The organism is Bacillus sp. AP8 (assembly GCF_000321185.1).
Lineage (GTDB): Bacteria > Bacillota > Bacilli > Bacillales > DSM-1321 > Bacillus_AD > Bacillus_AD massilioanorexius.
Map to the genome: position 1 here is coordinate 1 of NZ_CAPG01000014.1, position 17,641 is coordinate 17,641.

At 31.9% G+C, this 17,641-nt stretch carries 13 protein-coding genes; 10 read left to right on the plus strand and 3 right to left on the minus strand.

Annotated elements, in window-relative coordinates; translation table 11 throughout:
• Positions 1–21: 21 nt before the first annotated feature.
• The gene (locus tag BN349_RS24690) at positions 22–1,242 is read right to left on the minus strand and encodes a sensor histidine kinase (RefSeq protein WP_019240684.1); all 1,221 of its coding nucleotides are present in this window, start codon (positions 1,240–1,242) and stop codon (positions 22–24) included.
• Positions 1,243–1,850: 608 nt separating this feature from the next.
• Between BN349_RS24690 and BN349_RS02445 the strand changes: the two genes are divergently transcribed.
• A complete protein-coding gene (locus BN349_RS02445) occupies positions 1,851–2,459 on the plus strand; it encodes a methyltransferase domain-containing protein (RefSeq protein WP_019240685.1) in 609 nt (202 codons plus the stop codon).
• 106 nt (positions 2,460–2,565) lie between these two features.
• Here BN349_RS02445 and BN349_RS02450 read toward each other — a convergent pair whose 3' ends face one another.
• Complete coding sequence (locus tag BN349_RS02450; RefSeq protein ID WP_019240686.1) at positions 2,566–3,078, minus strand: acyl-CoA thioesterase; 513 nt, start codon at positions 3,076–3,078, stop codon at positions 2,566–2,568.
• A gap of 1,346 nt (positions 3,079–4,424) precedes the next feature.
• Between BN349_RS02450 and ahpC the strand changes: the two genes are divergently transcribed.
• From ahpC to BN349_RS02470, 3 genes are all read left to right on the plus strand, one after another.
• Positions 4,425–4,988, plus strand: a complete 564-nt coding sequence (gene ahpC / locus BN349_RS02460; RefSeq protein WP_019240688.1) for an alkyl hydroperoxide reductase subunit C — start codon at positions 4,425–4,427, stop codon at positions 4,986–4,988.
• Positions 4,989–5,375: 387 nt separating this feature from the next.
• Positions 5,376–7,031: an FAD-dependent oxidoreductase gene (locus BN349_RS02465; protein WP_019240689.1), complete on the plus strand. Its 1,656-nt coding sequence runs from the start codon at positions 5,376–5,378 to the stop codon at positions 7,029–7,031.
• A 446-nt stretch (positions 7,032–7,477) separates the two neighbouring features.
• Positions 7,478–9,154 (plus strand): DUF4855 domain-containing protein, encoded by a 1,677-nt coding sequence (locus BN349_RS02470; protein ID WP_019240690.1) that lies wholly within the window; start codon positions 7,478–7,480, stop codon positions 9,152–9,154.
• 441 nt (positions 9,155–9,595) lie between these two features.
• On the opposite strand, the gene BN349_RS02475 is transcribed toward BN349_RS02470, so the two are convergent.
• Positions 9,596–10,030: a DUF2871 domain-containing protein gene (locus tag BN349_RS02475; protein ID WP_019240691.1), complete on the minus strand. Its 435-nt coding sequence runs from the start codon at positions 10,028–10,030 to the stop codon at positions 9,596–9,598.
• A gap of 423 nt (positions 10,031–10,453) precedes the next feature.
• Between BN349_RS02475 and BN349_RS02480 the strand changes: the two genes are divergently transcribed.
• The 6 genes from BN349_RS02480 to BN349_RS02505 all read left to right on the plus strand — a co-directional run bounded on the left by BN349_RS02480 (position 10,454) and on the right by BN349_RS02505 (position 17,622).
• Complete coding sequence (locus BN349_RS02480; RefSeq protein WP_019240692.1) at positions 10,454–12,118, plus strand: PTS transporter subunit EIIC; 1,665 nt, start codon at positions 10,454–10,456, stop codon at positions 12,116–12,118.
• A gap of 251 nt (positions 12,119–12,369) precedes the next feature.
• A complete protein-coding gene (locus BN349_RS26075) occupies positions 12,370–13,590 on the plus strand; it encodes a LacI family DNA-binding transcriptional regulator (protein ID WP_019240693.1) in 1,221 nt (406 codons plus the stop codon).
• Positions 13,591–13,739: 149 nt separating this feature from the next.
• A complete protein-coding gene (locus tag BN349_RS02490) occupies positions 13,740–14,954 on the plus strand; it encodes an amidohydrolase (RefSeq protein WP_051024184.1) in 1,215 nt (404 codons plus the stop codon).
• A 19-nt stretch (positions 14,955–14,973) separates the two neighbouring features.
• Complete coding sequence (locus BN349_RS02495) at positions 14,974–15,786, plus strand: VOC family protein (protein ID WP_019240695.1); 813 nt, start codon at positions 14,974–14,976, stop codon at positions 15,784–15,786.
• 71 nt (positions 15,787–15,857) lie between these two features.
• On the plus strand, positions 15,858–16,838 hold the full coding sequence (locus BN349_RS02500) for an aliphatic sulfonate ABC transporter substrate-binding protein (protein WP_019240696.1): 981 nt from the start codon (positions 15,858–15,860) through the stop codon (positions 16,836–16,838).
• 16 nt (positions 16,839–16,854) lie between these two features.
• Entirely contained in the window at positions 16,855–17,622 is a 768-nt protein-coding gene (locus tag BN349_RS02505; protein ID WP_019240697.1) for an ABC transporter permease subunit, read from the plus strand.
• Positions 17,623–17,641: the final 19 nt, after the last annotated feature.

Sequence of the window (17,641 nt, forward strand, 5' to 3'; positions counted from 1 at the left end):
GTGGTTTTTATGATGTTTGTTTTAATTTATATTTAAAGGGAGATATATAGTAAATGTAGTCCCTTTATTTAGTTGACTATGTACATTAACCTTACCTTTATATTTATGTATGATATTATAGCAAACAGTTAAACCAATTCCAGTTCCTCTTTCTTTTAAAGAATAAAAGGGTAATCCGAGATTTTCAATTTGTTCTTTAGACATGCCTATTCCTGAATCAGTAATTTTAATTCTCGCCATATTACCTTCTTGATCAGCTTCTACGATGATGAAACCAGGATTCTTCATAGATTCTATTCCGTTCTTAATAATATTAACGAATACTTGCTTTAATTCAATAGGATTCATTTTAATAAACAATTCATTTTTTAATTTAAGCTGAATGCCGATATTTTGATTATTAGCAAAGCTGGTAAGAAGATCACTAATTTTTCGGATTTCTTGATTTAAATCAATTAATTGAATATTATCGGTTTGTGGTTTCGCTAGAGACAAGTAATCATTTATAATATGCTGTGTGAATTCTAGTTCAGTTAGCATTGTTTCGACAAAGTACTTTTCTTTTTCATTTAAATTGTTTTCCTGATGTAATAGTTGAGCAAATCCTTTCACTACTGTAATAGGATTTCTTATTTCATGCGCAATAGTAGCTGCTAATTGTCCAATAGAATGTAATTGTTTGGCTTGTTGAAGTTCATTTTGAAATGCTTTAGTTGAATCGACTCTATTTTTTGTCCCTATAAAAACAAAAAATAAAATAATTTGGATTGCAATGAAATTTAGTATATTTCCAAAGCTATCGAGTGAAACATATTCGTAAGTGTCCTTGAGATTAGAATGAGAAATGATATAAATAAAAGAAGGACCTAGAATAATATTTAATGAGGCTACAATATAAAAACCTATTTTATCAAATAAGAAAATGGGAATTAAAGGAGCCATTGAAAATAGGCTTAACATGATAGCTGTATTAGGAAATGTCCAAAACTTCAAATACAAATATACAGTAATAATAAAAATAAACATGGTTTTAAAGATATTTGAATCTTTTTTAATAAATAATAAAAGAGATAAAATAATTCCAGTAATTAATATCACCTGTATAGTCATATCTAGAGAATCATGTTTCCAACTTATAGGTGAAACGGAAATACCGACTAACAATAACAGCGAAATAATAGCCATAAAGCTTTTAAGGATTAATCGGTGCTGTTTTTGATAATATTGATAATTTTTTATCATAATTCACCCTATTTTAGAATATTTTGTATATTCAATAGTAATATTTTCCTTGTTGTTTGTAAATTAGATTCAGAATCTTTTTTTGAAATACATCCTATATAGTCCCACTTGCTGGGTGTGTTGCATCATCTATTTCTGAATTCCTGATTCTATAGAGACATTCTTAGGGGAAAAACAAGCCGTTTTACTAGAGAGTCATGGAGCATTAACATGGGTAGAGGTAAGCTATAGATTATAACGAGAATGATTCATAGAGAAAGAGAATTGTCCCAGGAACGTTAAGAGGAATTAATTAATTTCCGTTCATTTTAAGGTATGTAGAATAAAGAAGAGCTGTCATATAAAAAATGAACTTCTTTTATATGACTACTCTTCTGTTTTTTGGGATAATATTATGTGTACACTCCAATCTAGTCGCTTCCCTGATAGAGGAGTTTGGCCCTTACTCAATCAACAATCATTTCTATTTGCTAAACCTCTATAAAGAATAACCTTTTAAAAAACTGCCTATTAAAAATAGTATAACAGAGCTTCATTTAGAAAAAAATTCTTTCATTACTTTTAAAGAAGCTATAAGATTAAGGAATTGAATATAAAGGAGCAGGGGCATGAAGGAAATACAATATGATGAAGTGCTGCACATTAAAACAGCAGGAGAGCAGAAAGGATTTAATCAATCCATACATTACCACAGATATGAGCCAACACCTTATTTTGCATTAGAACAATTATTTCAGCATCTTACTATCCAAAGTACAGATCGCATAGTTGATTTTGGTTGTGGTAAAGGAAGATTAAATTTTTTTATTCATGAATTATTTAATGCTTCTGTTGTTGGTATCGAAATGAATGAGTTTTTTTATTTAGAAGCTCTTGAAAATAAAAAAAGCTATATTTCAAAAAAGAAAAAAAGTGCGGAAAAAATACACTTTTTATGCTGTTTAGCTGAAGAGTATACGATTAATCCTTTTGACAATATTTTTTACTTTTTTAACCCTTTTTCCATCCAAATTTTTATGAAAATAATTCGAAATATACTACTTTCTGTTGAACAAAATCCAAGGGTAATAAAAATCGTTTTATATTACGCTTCAGATGAATATATGTTTTATTTAGAAAATCAAACGATATTTGAGTTGGTAGAGGAAGTTAGATTAACTGGTTTATATGAAAAAAACCCAAATGAGAGATTTTTAGTTTACCAATTATCCTATTAATATGGAAAAAGCAGATTCTTGATAAGAAGTTATCCACATAGAATCTGCTTTCTATTTAAATTGAAGGATATATATAGCTTAAATATTATGATTTAATTCTTACTATTTAATTCCATGGTGAATTGGTTGTTAAGTGTTGGGCTAGTTCTTTACTATGTTTTTTACGTTCTTTTCTCATGATAGCTCTTGCTTCTGCAGTTTCATGAAGTTTTTTCTCTTCTGCAGTTTCAGGTATCACTTTTGGAACGGCGGTAGGACGCTTATTGTCATCTAGAGCAACAAATGTTAAAAGGGCAGTTGCGGCTATTTTCCGTTCACCACTTCTTAAATTTTCTGCAATTATTTTAACAAACACTTCCATTGATGAAGAACCTGTCCAAGTCACATAAGATTCAAAGCAAACGGAATCTGTGGTTCTTATAGGTTGTAAAAAATCGACAGAGTCTGTTGATGCTGTAACACACTCACAACGACTATGACGTGCCGCAGATATTGAAGCTACTTGGTCTACATCACTCATTAATTTTCCGCCAAATAATGTATTGTGGTTATTCACATCGTTTGGAAATACTCGGCTTGTTCTACAAACTCTTGATTCTCTACAATATTTCTCTTCCATACTTCTATCCATCTCCTAAAGTATAAATCACTTGCTGATATTATTTGTAAATATTATACAATCTATAATATTTCAACTATTCGTAGTCTTTTCTTAAATTCGTGAATATATTACTATAATTAAGTTGCAAAAGCTAGTAAAAAACTTTATAGAGTATCGGAGATCAAAAAAACACACTATTCCACCAACATGTTGCTGGAATAGTGTGTTTTTTGAGTATTATAACCGTTGACAACTAATTAACGAGAAATGACTTTTATGTAGAGTAAATTAGCTGTGATTATAATGAACAGGTTTTCCGAACTTATGCTCAATAAATGTTTTAGTGAATATTGTGACAACTGATAATGCTAAAAAGATAAAGCCTACATTTAACGCATAATTCATAATTAAAAATGAAGTCCCTAATAAAAAGATTGAATATAAATTTATAATGTTTAATTTTTTCATTGTTTTAACTCTCCTATTTTTACAGATATTATGACCATATTTTAAGAAAAATAACTAAGTTATGTTATTGAATATAGACAATTTAATTTGTATTTATACTATACCAACCAATTCTTAAAATTTTCTTAATTTATGGTTCGTTTTTTCTTAAACTTATAAAAATTTTAATTACCCAATAATTGGTGGAATCTAAACAATTATTTTGTGTTTTTTGTATGTTTTTTCCTTTTTGCCGTATACCAAAATAAAGTAAAAGCGTTCATCATGAAGAAAATAGTTTCTAAGCCTGCCATTGAATCGTATTTCTACAATCATTAGCAAACTGAAGTTAACAGAAAGAGGAAAACAAAAGTAGTATATATTTTATAAAAAGCTGAAAAAATAGGATATAGAGAATGTTGATGATATCCACATACCTAGTGGCTGTCTTCTTGGCATATTAAAGAAGATTAAGGATGTTTCTTTCAACTTTTACTTCAAAAAAGTTTGCAAATGACAGTAAATTATTTACAACTAGTCCCAATAATCATACTTTAGAGTTTTTCATTAATTAAAATGATGATTTATAAATAATGTGTCTTCATTCTTACACTATCAGGTATTCTCAATTAAATATTATATATGAGAATATTTATAGTACGAAATTGTATTAATCTTATTCTTAACATCTTATCTCTATTTGTACTATAACGATAGATAAATTATAAGAAGTATGTTACGTATATTATTTATATAATGTTTATGAAAAAGATTAAATTTAAAGTATTTAGTAGGCAGTCTAAAAAATAATAAGTAAAATATGAAATAATTTATAAATTATCCTTGACTAATTACTTATTAATAATTATTATAAAGAAAGGATAAATATAATTTAACTTTCAGGAGGAAATAACACAATGTCATTAATTAATAAACAAGTTGAAGATTTCAAAGTACAAGCATATCACGCAGGAGAATTTAAAGAAGTTACTTTAGAAGATGTAAAAGGTAAATGGGCTGTATTCTTCTTCTATCCAGCAGATTTCTCTTTTGTTTGCCCAACAGAATTAGCAGACATCCAAGATAACTATGAAACATTTAAAGAAATGAACTGTGAAGTTTACTCTGTATCTACAGATACTCATTTTGTTCACAAAGGTTGGGCTGATGCTACAGACACAATTGGTAAAATCCAATACCCAATGTTAGCTGATCCAGGTCAAGCTCTATCAAAACAATTTGGCGTATTAGTTGAAGAAGATGGAGTAGCTTTACGTGGAACTTTCATTGTTAACCCTGAAGGTCAAATTAAAGCATACGAAATCAATGATCTAGGTATCGGACGTAACGCTGAAGAATTAGTACGTAAAGTACAAGCTGCTCAATTCGTTGCAGAACACGGTGATAAAGTATGCCCAGCGAAATGGACTCCAGGTGAAGAAACATTAGAGCCAAGCTTAGACTTAGTTGGTAAAATCTAATTTTACTTATACAAAATAGATTGTAATTTAGAATACAGCAAACCAAAGTCGTTAATTTGGTAACATCATATAGGCTGTGCTAAAGACTTGTATCAGACAGGCTCTTTTGTCACAGCCTTCATTAAAGAGTGAATATTTTATATTTTTTGAATAGTGTTAACATAAAAAATGCTCAGTGATGAGCAATAATGATTATTTTTCATAGTACTTATAGAAATACATGAGCTTGAAAGTAAATGTAGAAATGGATTTAACCGATTAACCTTTTAGTTAGTCTAATCATTTCTACGTAAAAATAGATAAAGTAAAACTTTGGTAGTTTAGATAGAATGTAACGATTAAAAAGTAGATCGTTTTAAAAATAATATACAACGAGGAGAGCGAAAAATGAGTAAAATATATGATTTATTAATAATTGGTGGCGGCCCAGCAGGTCTTTCAGCAGGTGTTTATGCAGGGCGTGCAAAATTAAAAACAGCTATTATTGAAAAAAGTGATTTCGGTGGACAAACATCGACCACATCAGAAATTGTAAACTATCCTGGAATTCGCAAAACATCAGGACCTGCATTAATAGAAGAAATGAGACTTCAAAATGAAGATTTCGGAGTAGAATTTATTAAAACAGAAGTAACGGATGTTGATTTTTCTGGTGAAGTAAAAATTATTAAAACAATTAACGGTGAATTGAAAGCTCGTGCGATCATTATTGCTACAGGTGCATCTGCAAGAAAATTAGGATTCCCAGGAGAAGCAGAATTTACAGGTCGAGGAGTAGCATATTGTTCTACATGTGATGGTGAGTTCTTTGAAGGCTTAGAAGTATTTGTTATTGGAGCTGGATTTGCAGCTGCTGAAGAAGCTATGTATTTAACTCGTTATGCAACAAAAGTAACGATTATTGCTCGTGAGCCTGAATTTACTTGTGCACCATCTATTGCGGATAAAGTATTTGCAAATGATAAAATTGAAGTTAAATTTAATACAGAAATGCTTGAAATTTCTGGTGAAGATATGATTAAACGAGCTCGTTTTATTAATAATGTAACAAAAGAAGAATGGACATACGAAGCGAAAGAAGAAGATGGTACATTTGGAGTATTTGTTTTTGTTGGTTATCAGCCAAAAACAGAACTTTTTAAAGGTCATATTGAAATGGATCGTGCAGGCTATATCATTACAAACGATGATATGCAAACAAATGTAAAAGGTGTATATGCTGCTGGTGATTTACGTCCGAAATCTTTACGTCAAGTTATTACAGCTGTTGCGGATGGTGCGATTGCTGCGACAGATGCAGGAAAATATGTTTCAGAAGAAAAAGAGCGCTTAGGAATTGTTGATGAGCCAGAAGAAGAAAAACCAGCGAAAAAGGAAGAGCCTAAAGCGGCAGCTGCAACTGGCGGTAAAAGCTCATTATTATCCGATGCAATTCGTGGCCAATTAAAAGGAATTTTCAGTAAAATGGAAAGTGATGTTACGTTAGTTTCCATTGTTGATGAAAGCATGCCTAAATCGGTTGAATTACGTGATTTCTTATTAGATGTAGCAGAGCTAGGAGATAAAGTTCATCTTGAGCTATATAATAAAGGTGAAAATCCTGAAATGGAATCAAAAATTAATGCGGATAAATACCCTGTTGTTTCATTATTAAATGCTAATGGAGAATATAGTGGTGTGAAATATCACGGTGTTCCTGGTGGCCATGAATTAAATTCATTTATCTTAGCTATTTACAACTTAGCAGGACCAGGACAAGCATTAGATGCAACTATTATGGATTCAATTAAATCAATTAATAAAAAAGCTAATATTAAAGTTATGGTTTCACTTGCATGTCATTTCTGTCCAGACGTAGTAGTAGGGGCACAACGTATTGCAATTGAAAATCCAAATGTCGAAGCAGAGATGGTTGATATTAGCCAGTTCCAAGATATTAAAAAGCAATACAAGGTAATGAGTGTTCCAGCAATGATTATTAATGATGAGCAAGTGGTATTCGGTGCGAAGAAAATCAATGAAATTGCTGAGCTATTAGCGTAACCCGATATTAAAATAGGTGAAGGTGTCTATGAGTATTACTTATAGGCACCTTTTTTGATATATCCTTATCGATTTCTATTGACGAATTTATAATGGAAGTTTAGCTATACTTTTGGGTGAGTACATTCAAGTTTTTTTGACACTGTTAATGGCGTTGATTCACATTTAAAGGTATTTATTATTAGTGTATTTTTTATTGCTGTAAGGATAGTATTTTTATAGTTGGAAAAAAATATTGATCAAAAAATAAAACAAATGCCGTTGTAAATGAATATAAGTTTTTCATCTAGTAGAATATGATTATGAAATTTGTATGTATAAATTTTAAATGAATGATTAAAAAATTTAATATAGTTCTTTTTTTTCATATATTTCACTTTTTCTGTCAAAAAGTATGTTATGCTTTTCTTATTTGAACTTTTAATTTCGACAGAAAGGATTTAATAATGAAAAAACTAGTATTTTATTTATGTAGCTTTGTAGTATTGTCTATAGTATTTTCTACATCAGCATCAGCAAGTACTAAATTCCCAGACGTATCAAGAACCTACTGGGCGTATCATGATATTAATTTTTTGACTGATAAGCAGGTTATTATGGGCTATGCTGATGGGAAATTTAAGCCAAATGAAATTTTGACCAGAAAGGACGCGGCTAGCCTCTTAGTGCGCGCATTAAAAAAAACAAATACGACACAGCGTGTTGCAGTTCCAACTGATTTAGTTCCTACGATGAGTGGCTATGATGAAGTTATTGCTTCGGTTAACTTAGATTTATTTACAGTAACAAATAATGAATTTAAGCCGTATGATCCTTTAACTCGAAAGGAAATGGCGAAGGCCTTAGCGACGGCATTTGATTATGTTGGGTTAAAGAGAACAAGTTTTAAAGATGTAAGTAAAAGCAATAGTTACTACCCTTTCATTGATGGGATCGCTGAATTTAAGGTTACAACTGGTTATACTGACGGTACATTCAGACCTGAAGAGCTTGTAACAAGAGCACAGTTCTCTGCTTTCTTAAGTCGTATTTATCAGGAACCTTTAGAATATACCGTTGAAGAAAATGGACAAGTTCTACATACAGTTCGTAAACCAGATGAGGCGATAAATCTTGCATTGAATTATGATAAAGCAACCGTTCACCCAGTGGATAATGGTTTAGTTAGCTTTTCAAGGGAAGTATCTTCAGCGAGTAAAACAGACCTTTCAAAGGGTGTTTTAATATACAATGGTGATGAGCGGAAACAAGCTTTTTCGACAGATTACTACAAACCCTATTTGGTAAAAGATATTCAAAACAATACAGGCACAATGTTTGATACTTTTATCTTTTTAGGAAGAAAAGCTTCGAAAGAGGTAGAATTTACAGAACTACCAAATAATACAGCTAATTATGACGATTGGTTATCATATGTTAATAAAACATTTGATGAAAAGGGTGGATTGTATACTTTAAATGAAGCAGCAAAGCAAGTTAATCAGACAGTAAATGTGTATCTTTCTATACCATATCCGAAGCGCCAAGGAGATATTGTTGGATTTGATGGTGTTGCTATGTCAAATACAACTGAAGAACGTCAAAAGTTAGTTTCATGGTATATTCAGAACGTAGAGATGGAATGGGATTTGGCTCAGTATAGTAATTTAGTATTTAAAGGGTACTATTGGTTAAATGAAACGGTCTCAAATCCACAAGATGAAATTTTAATAGAAAATGTAGCAAATGAAATACATAGTATAGGTAAATATTTTATTTATTCACCTCATGCAACGTCTAATAATTTTCCATTATGGCAGACTTTAGGCTTTGATGATGCCTTTTTACAACCAAATGCCTTTAAAATGACTGGTTCAGGAGTAAAATATCGTATTCATTTGGCCTTTTTAAAAGCTCAAATTTATGGAAATAGTATTAATGTTGAAATTAACTCCCACGGTCCAAATCAAATACTAGAGGGATTAGCGAATTTTGAACAGTATATCGATTTAGCAAAGCGTTACAATTTGCCAAATCATAGATTTATTATGTATCAAGATATTGAAATGGTATATCGAATGGCAAATGCAACACAGCCAGGATTTAAAGAGACATACGAGTTGCTTCAAAGTATTATGAATTAATAGTTATTATAAAATAGCATCTATTTTAGATTTAATCAGTAAGTAAGAGGGTGTCCACAAAATGTGATGGATACCCTCTAAGATTTTATGTTATTTCCAAATTACTCTTATATCCAGCAAAGAGTATAATAAACAAAGTATATAACGAAGTGGGTAAACTTAGCTTTTTTATAAAGATGTTTTCTAAAAGATTGTTGTTTTGAAATAAGTGTGCAGTGAATAAGATTTACATAAAAGGTTGATCACTCACCTTGCGGAAAGCGTGTAGCTTGGATCGGAACTTTACTTCGCCTATTTCTGTTCATAGGAAAAAGTATTTTATAAAGAAAAAACACGTAAGTAAAACATATCAATAAAATATAGAATACATAAAGCAAGGAGCCACTGAAAAGTGATACAAAATCACTTTTCAGTGGCTCCTTTGTTTTAAGCATCTGTTATTTATTCTTTATCGGGTGAAACCTTTTGCATTAAAATGAACATAAAGATGAATAAACCAATAGATAAAATGATATGACCTAATCCAGACATACCTGATATAGCTGCGTCTAAACCATTGGATAATTCAAATGATCCTTTAATAACAAGAATAGAAACGATACCTCTTATAAACATCATAGTAGTAGAAAGAATCAACCCTACATTATATAGAATGAAGAATAGATTAAATCTTTTTGAAGTAGAAAGCTGAAAATTTTTCTCTAACAAAAGGAATATTAAGAACATAATAAAACCTAGTGTTAATAAATGACCATGTACTTTTCCTAGAGCTGTAGTGTCAAAAACTCCCCAGATTTTCGTTAATTCTCTAAATAAAACTCCACTTATTAATGCAACAACTAAATAAGCAAATGCCGAATTAAACAGCTTTTTCATATGTGTAGTCCTCCTTGATTGTATATTGCATATTTGTATTTATTCTATAATCCCAATCAACAGTATTATGTAAATTTAAGTATAACTTGTGTGTATGAACGGAATATGAATAAAAGGTTACATAAAATGAAGAGATGAAATGGACTAAGATAAGACATCTTAACTTTAATTCTATTTTAGCATAATCGTTCAATGAAGATTCCGAAAAAAAACTATGATAATTTTTGCTAATCATATTCATAATTACTATATATCAAGGGCATACTTCTATTACAGTGAAAATAATGGTAGACACAAAAAATTCACAAATATTTGTAACCGTTTACTGTGTAATTGTGATATAGTAATTAACGTTAGTTAACCGTTTAACTAAATGAGGGGTTAACTAGTTAACGAAATGATGTTGAAAGGACGAAAAATAATATGTTTAAGTATTTACAACGTATTGGTAAAGCGATTATGCTTCCAATCGCAGCTTTACCGATTGCTGGTATCCTTCTTGGTATCGGTGGTGCTTTACTAGGAATTGCAAGCTTAGAAAATGCACCTTCTATTTACAATCCGTTGATTTCATTTGTTAATATTGAATTTGTAAACGGTATCTTAAATATTATGAAAGGTGTAGGGGATATTGTTTTTGGTAATCTTCCTATCCTTTTTGCAATAGGTGTAGCTGTAGGTTTAGCTAAAGAAGATAAAGGTACAGCTGGTTTAGCATCTGTTTTTGGATTTTTAATCATGCACCAAGTAATTTCTACTATGTTAACACTTGGTTACACAAGATTAGGTGTAGTTACTCCTGATAATGTTGGTGAGTATGGTACGTATGTAACAACTACAGTAGGTATCTTTACACTTAATATGTCAGTATTCGGTGGTATCATTACAGGTTTAGTAACAAGTGTGTTACATAATCGTTATTATAATATTACATTCAATCCAATGTTCTCATTCTTCGCAGGATCACGTTTCGTTCCAATTATCACGGCTTTAGTAATGGCTTTTGTTGGTGCGATTCTTGGATTCTTATGGCCATTTGTTCAAGATGGAATTGCTGCCCTAGCAGATATAGTTAACGCATCAGGTGCAGCTGGAACATTCCTATATGGATTAATCGAACGTTCATTAATTCCATTTGGTTTACACCATGTATTCTATACACCATTCTGGTTCTCTTCTTTAGTACAAGCTGAAGTAATCATTAATGGTGTTCCAACAGTAATTGATGGAGCAAACACAGCTTACTTTGCTCAATTAGGTTCAATGAAAGATTTAGTAGGAGCATCTCCTGAAACAATGGATGCAATCGTAAATGGTACAACTCGTTTCATGGCTGGTAAATTCCCATTCATGATGTTCGGTTTAGCGGGTGCGGCACTTGCTTTATATAAAACAGCTAAACCAAGCAAGAAAGTGGTTGTTGGTTCATTATTAGCATCGGCAGCAGGTACAGCAGCGCTTACTGGTATTACAGAGCCATTAGAATTTACATTCTTATTCGTAGCTCCATGGTTATATGTAATCCACGCTATTCTAGCAGGTTTATCATTCATGTTAATGGATGTTTTCAATGTATTCATCGGTATGACATTCTCTGGTGGTATCATTGACTTTACATTATTCGGTTTACTTCCAGCAGGTGCTGGTGTACCAACGCACTGGTTATACGTAATTGGTGTAGGTATTGTCTACTTTGCTCTTTACTTCTTCATTTTCAAATTCGTTATTACGAAGTTTAATTTAAAAACACCTGGTCGTGAAGATGAAGATGAAGAAACAAAATTATATACAAAAGCTGACTTCCAAGGTAAAGACGGTGAAGCGGCACCAGCTGCTAAAGGTGGAAATGATGAGCTTCGTGAAATCGCACCAAAAGTATTAGCAGCATTAGGTGGAAGCGAAAATATTGAAAACATTGATGCGTGTATTACTCGCCTTCGTGTAGAAGTTAAAGATTCAAAAATCGTTGATAAAGCAGAACTGAAACGTCTAGGAGCTTCAGGTGTACTAGAAATTTCAGGTGGTGTACAAGCAATCTTCGGTGGTAAATCAGATACGTTGAAAAATTATATTAAAGAAATAATGTAACGTAGATAAAACATAAAGGCTGAATCGAAAGTGGTTAGAAGTATACTTTCTGATTCAGCCTTTTTATAATGGGAAATAGGCAAGGTATATTTTATTTAATTCATGAATCATTCAGCTTTTCTTAGGTTCTGCAATATTTAAAATACACAAAATAGACAAGGTCTTTATTTAATTCATTATAAATGGTTTACAAAAAAGAAATAATAAAAGAAAATGGAAATAGTTTATAGCTTGGAGGGGTAAGATTAATCATGAAAAAAGTTACAATTAAAGATGTTGCCCTAAGAGCCAATGTATCAAAAGCAACTGTTTCTTATGTGTTGAATGATATTGGAAAAGTATCCGATGAAACGAAGCAAAGAGTGCTCGATGCGATTGAAGAATTGGGCTATATTCCAAATAATACTGCAAGAAATTTAGCGAAGAGAACAAATAAAGAAAGCAATGAATCAAAGTCATTCATGCAAGATTCACCTTTTTATCAAGATTTCATTAATTCTTTTATTCAAAATAAAGTTGGAAAAATACCGAAAGAAACTAAAAATAAGCTACTTGAAACAATTGAAGAGTGGGGCTATTTACCCTCTACATTTCTTGATCAAGTAATGAAACGATCGAAAACAACGATCGCTATTTTTTTGGAAATGGACCAAAATTATCGAAGAGCGGTAATGGATAAAAACCCCTTCTATCAAGAGTTTATTAGCAGTGTCGAGTATACGGCTCAAGAAAACCAATTATCGGTGAGTGTCTATAATTCTTTAGCTCCATATACCTATGAAGAATTAATGGAAAAATCTCTTATGGGTGTTGTTGTTTTAGGAAAGATTCCTGTACAATTATCACTGATCTTAAAGCAAATGAATCTCCCAATTGTTATAGTAGATGAATATGAATATCACCCAAAATACGTGACAATTACTTCAGAGGATAAAAAGGGTGCATTTGATAGCATTGAGTATTTAATATTAAAAGGTCATAAATCGATTGCTTTTGTTGGCTGTGGGAATGATAGAGGCAATTTTTTTGAGAAGAGAGTAGCAGGCTATAAAGAGGCTCTGGAAGCATACGGTATGGAATTTAGTAAAGAACATATTTATTTATCAGATGTCAATTATAGTTATGATGAAGGTATCCGAATTGCTTATAAAATTGCGGATAGTATCAATAAATATGATGCGATATTTTGTACTTGTGATATTATGGCGATTGGTTTAATGAAAGGATTTATAAGAAAGGGCTATAAAATTCCAGAGGATTTATCCATCATGGGTTTTGATAATATTCAATTTAGTAAATATAGTAATCCAGAGTTGACTACTGTTGATCAAAATATCTTTTTAAAAGCAGAAACTGCTGTTGCAATTATAAAGAGGAAAGCAAAAGGAGAGCCTGTCAAGAACGAATATATGTTACCTGTTTCAATAGTGGAAAGAGAATCAGTTTATAATAGGAGTAATCAAAGGAAGTAAAAATATAATTTTACTTCCTTTTTTGTGTGGAAAAATAAATATAGCTATTATTGGAAAAAACGGTTGAATAATCAAAATAATTAGATTATAATAAGTTAAATTTATTAAACATATCTATATAGTCGGAATTGAGTGGGTATGAAATAAAAATGAAAGTAGGGGGAAGCTTGGTGATTTATCAACACAGAGAGATTGAACAATCCATTAATGAGGAATTAGAAAAGAATTTTCAACAGATTGTAGGTTGGAGAAGATATATGCACGAAAATCCAGAGCTTTCTTTTCAAGAAGTGAAAACGGCACACTTTATTGCGGGAAAATTAGAAAGTTTTGGTCTTGAAGTAAGGACGCAAGTTGGCGGAAATGGAGTTGTTGGGATCCTATCAGGAAATCAAGATGGGAAAACCATTGCTTTAAGAGCTGATTTTGATGCTCTTCCTATTGTGGATGAAAAGCAAGTGGAATATAAATCAAAGAATGTTGGTGTAATGCATGCTTGTGGCCATGATGGGCATACAGCTGCTTTATTAGGTGTAGCCCAAACATTGAGTCAATACAAACATGTATTACATGGGAAAATAATATTTATCTTTCAGCATGCAGAGGAAAAACCACCTGGTGGAGCGAAATTTATGATTGAAGATCAGGTTTTGGAAGGTGTAGATTATGTGTTTGGTGCACATTTAGCAACTGAGTATCCTTTAGGAAAAGTGGCTATTAATGAAGGATTTAGGATGGCAGCGGTTGACAAATTTGAAATAAAGATTGAGGGAAAAGGTGGTCATGGGGCTAAACCACACGACTCTATCGATTCCATTGTTATAGGAAGTGAGATTGTAAGTTCATTACAAAAAATAGTAAGTCGTAGAATTAATCCTTTACAACCAGCTGTGGTTACTATCGGTGTTTTTCAAGCTGGTACAGCTTTTAATATTATTGCTGATACAGCTAGATTAGAAGGAACTGTTCGTACATTTGATGATGCGACACGAGAATTGGTTAAAAATGAAATATACTCAATTGTAGAAGGAATTACGAGTGGATTTCATGCGGATTTTTCGATTGATTATTTGAATGGATATCCAGCCTTATATAATCATCAAATTGAAACGGATATAGTAAAAAATATTTTGTCTGATGTATTCTCAAATGAAGCAATTATTGATTTTGAACCGTCCATGGGGGCAGAGGATTTTGCCTATTATTTACTTGAAAAGCCGGGATGTTATTTTAAAGTAGGAGCTAGAAATGAAAAGGAAAATACTCAATTTCCACACCATCATCCCAAGTTTGATTTTGATGAAAGAGCCTTATTAAATATTGAAAAATCATTCGTGAAGATTGTATCACATTATTTATTATAATTTTTAGGAGGATTCGTACATGAGTTTTGCATTTGATCATTTAGTTCATTTTGTTGAAGAACCGAAAGACGCTATCGCTCAATTAAAAGAAAACGGAATTTATGCAGCTGAAGGTGGAGTTCATCAAAATCGCGGTACGTATAATGCCCTAAGCTATTTTGATTTAAGTTATATCGAATTTTTAAGTACCTATGATCGTGAACTAGTTAAAAAAACTCAACATCCAGCTCATAGCTTAGTTGGAACGATAGTTCAAGATGATTTTATTGAAGGATTTTCACGAATCGCTATTCGTACTACTGACATCGAAAAAGATGCACAATTTTTTCGAGATAAAGGATTAACTGTAAATGGTCCGGTATCGATGAACAGAAAAAGACCGGATAATAGTGTAATTGATTGGCAATTATTATACGTAGGGGATGAGAATGGAGAGCTAGAATTACCATTTATTATTCAATGGAATGAAAGTGATGAAGAGAGAAGAGCAGATTTAATAGAGAGAGAAGTTATTACAACACATCCTTCGGGAGTATCATTTTCACATGTGAATTTTGCTGTCAGAGATTTACAATCTACAGTTAAGAAGTGGTCGGAATTATTAGGCTTACCAGCTGGAGAAGAGTATATGGATGAGGAACTCCAAGCGACATCTCAGGCCTTGCATTTACCAGGTGGAAATTTAGTATTTAGTAGTCCAATTGGTGAAGGTGTTGTTTCATCGGTACTAAAGAATAGAGGGGAAAGACCTTTTAAAGTAACCTTTGCTGGAGGAATTAATAATTCTACTTTTAGTTTTTTAGGTGGTATTTATAAAATAGAGAAGAAATAATACATTTCAATCATTTTTTTAGCATAATTCCGAGTAAGCTGATGTAAATAGATAAGATAAGGGGAATAAATATGAAGAAAAAACGGATTTTTTATTATATTACATTATTATTGGCTTTCGCAGTTTTACTTGTAGGCTGCGGAGCTGAAGGTAGTTCAAAGAAATCAAATGGAAAAACTAGTTCAGAAAAGATCGTTCGAGTTGGTTATCAAAAAGGAAACACGCTTAATATTTTAAAAGAAAGTGGTTTTCTTGAGAAGAAGCTTAAAGATAAAGGATATAAGGTTGAATGGAAGGAATTTAGCCAAGGAAATGCTTTATTAGAAGGATTATTCACAGGAAATATCGATTTTGGTCATGCTGCCGATGGATCAGGTATAAATGCACAAGCGGGAAATAAACCTCTCGTTTATGTTGGGGCTGATTTACCAAACCCAGAGGGAGTTGGGGTATTAGTTCATAAAGATTCAAATATTAAATCAGTAAAGGATTTAAAGGGTAAAAAGATTGGTGTTCTAAAGGGAGGAAATCATCATTATTTAGCAATACTAGCTCTTAAAGATGTTGGCTTAACTGTTGACGATGTAGAGTGGGTATATTTAAAAGAAGCGGCGCAAGGACGTACAGCTTTTGAAACGAAAAAAATTGATGCTCTTGCAACGTACGATCCCTTCTTTGCTGGAACAGAAATTGATTTAGATACCGTTAATTTAACAGAAGGTGAAGATTATGGTTATCCAAATCGAACATTTTACTATGCTAATGTAGATTTTAATAAAGAACATCCAGAATTAGTAAAGCTAATTTTAGAAGCTACGGATGAGTCAGATAAATGGGCAAATGAAAATAAGCCAGAAGTGGTTAAACTTGTTTCGAAAATGCTAGGAATTGATGAGAAAATTATTGATCGCGCTACCGCTCGACGTGAATATTCAGTAGATAAAATAAATAAAGAAATTATTGAAGCTCAACAAAAACAAGCAGATATATATTATGAAATTGGATTAATACCAAATAAGTTAGATGTTTCAAAAGATATGCCTATAGAATAATGGAGGATAAGACACGATGGACAATAAAGTATTAAAGCAAATTTTTCCGTGGGTAATTCCTGTAATCTTCGTAGTTGGATGGCAGATTGTTACAGCAAGTGGATGGATATCTGAACAATTAGTACCTGCTCCTCTAACGGTCTTAATTAGTTTTTATCATCTAGTAACCACAGGGGAATTATTTTACCATATGGAAATCAGTGTTGTCAGAGCTTTAACAGGCTTATTAATAGGTGGGGGAATTGGTTTTATTCTTGGTATCTCTAATGGGTTATCTAGATATTCTTATTTATTCACGGATACGACTCTGCAAATGGTTCGTAATATACCGAATTTAGCACTTGTGCCACTTGTTATCATATGGTTTGGAATCGATGAAGGAGCAAAAATATTTCTTGTAGCACTTGGAGTCTTTTTCCCAATCTATATAAATACCTTACATGGAATAAAAAATATTGATGCTGGATTTGTTGAAATGGGAAAAATGTATGGATTAAAAGGCTGGAAGCTTTTTAAAGAAATATTATTACCAGGAGCTCTACCATCAATTTTTGTGGGATTGCGCTATGCCTTAGGAATTATGTGGATGACATTAATTGTTGCAGAAACTATTGCTACTTCAAGAGGTGTCGGTTACTTGGCAAGTACGGCTCAACAATTTATGCAATCCGACATTATTATCATTACCATCATTTTATATGCCTTATTTGGAAAGCTAGCAGACTTACTAGCACAATGGGGAGAGAAAAAAGCACTTCGTTGGCATAAAAGTTATAATCGATAGTCATAAGCACAGAATTATG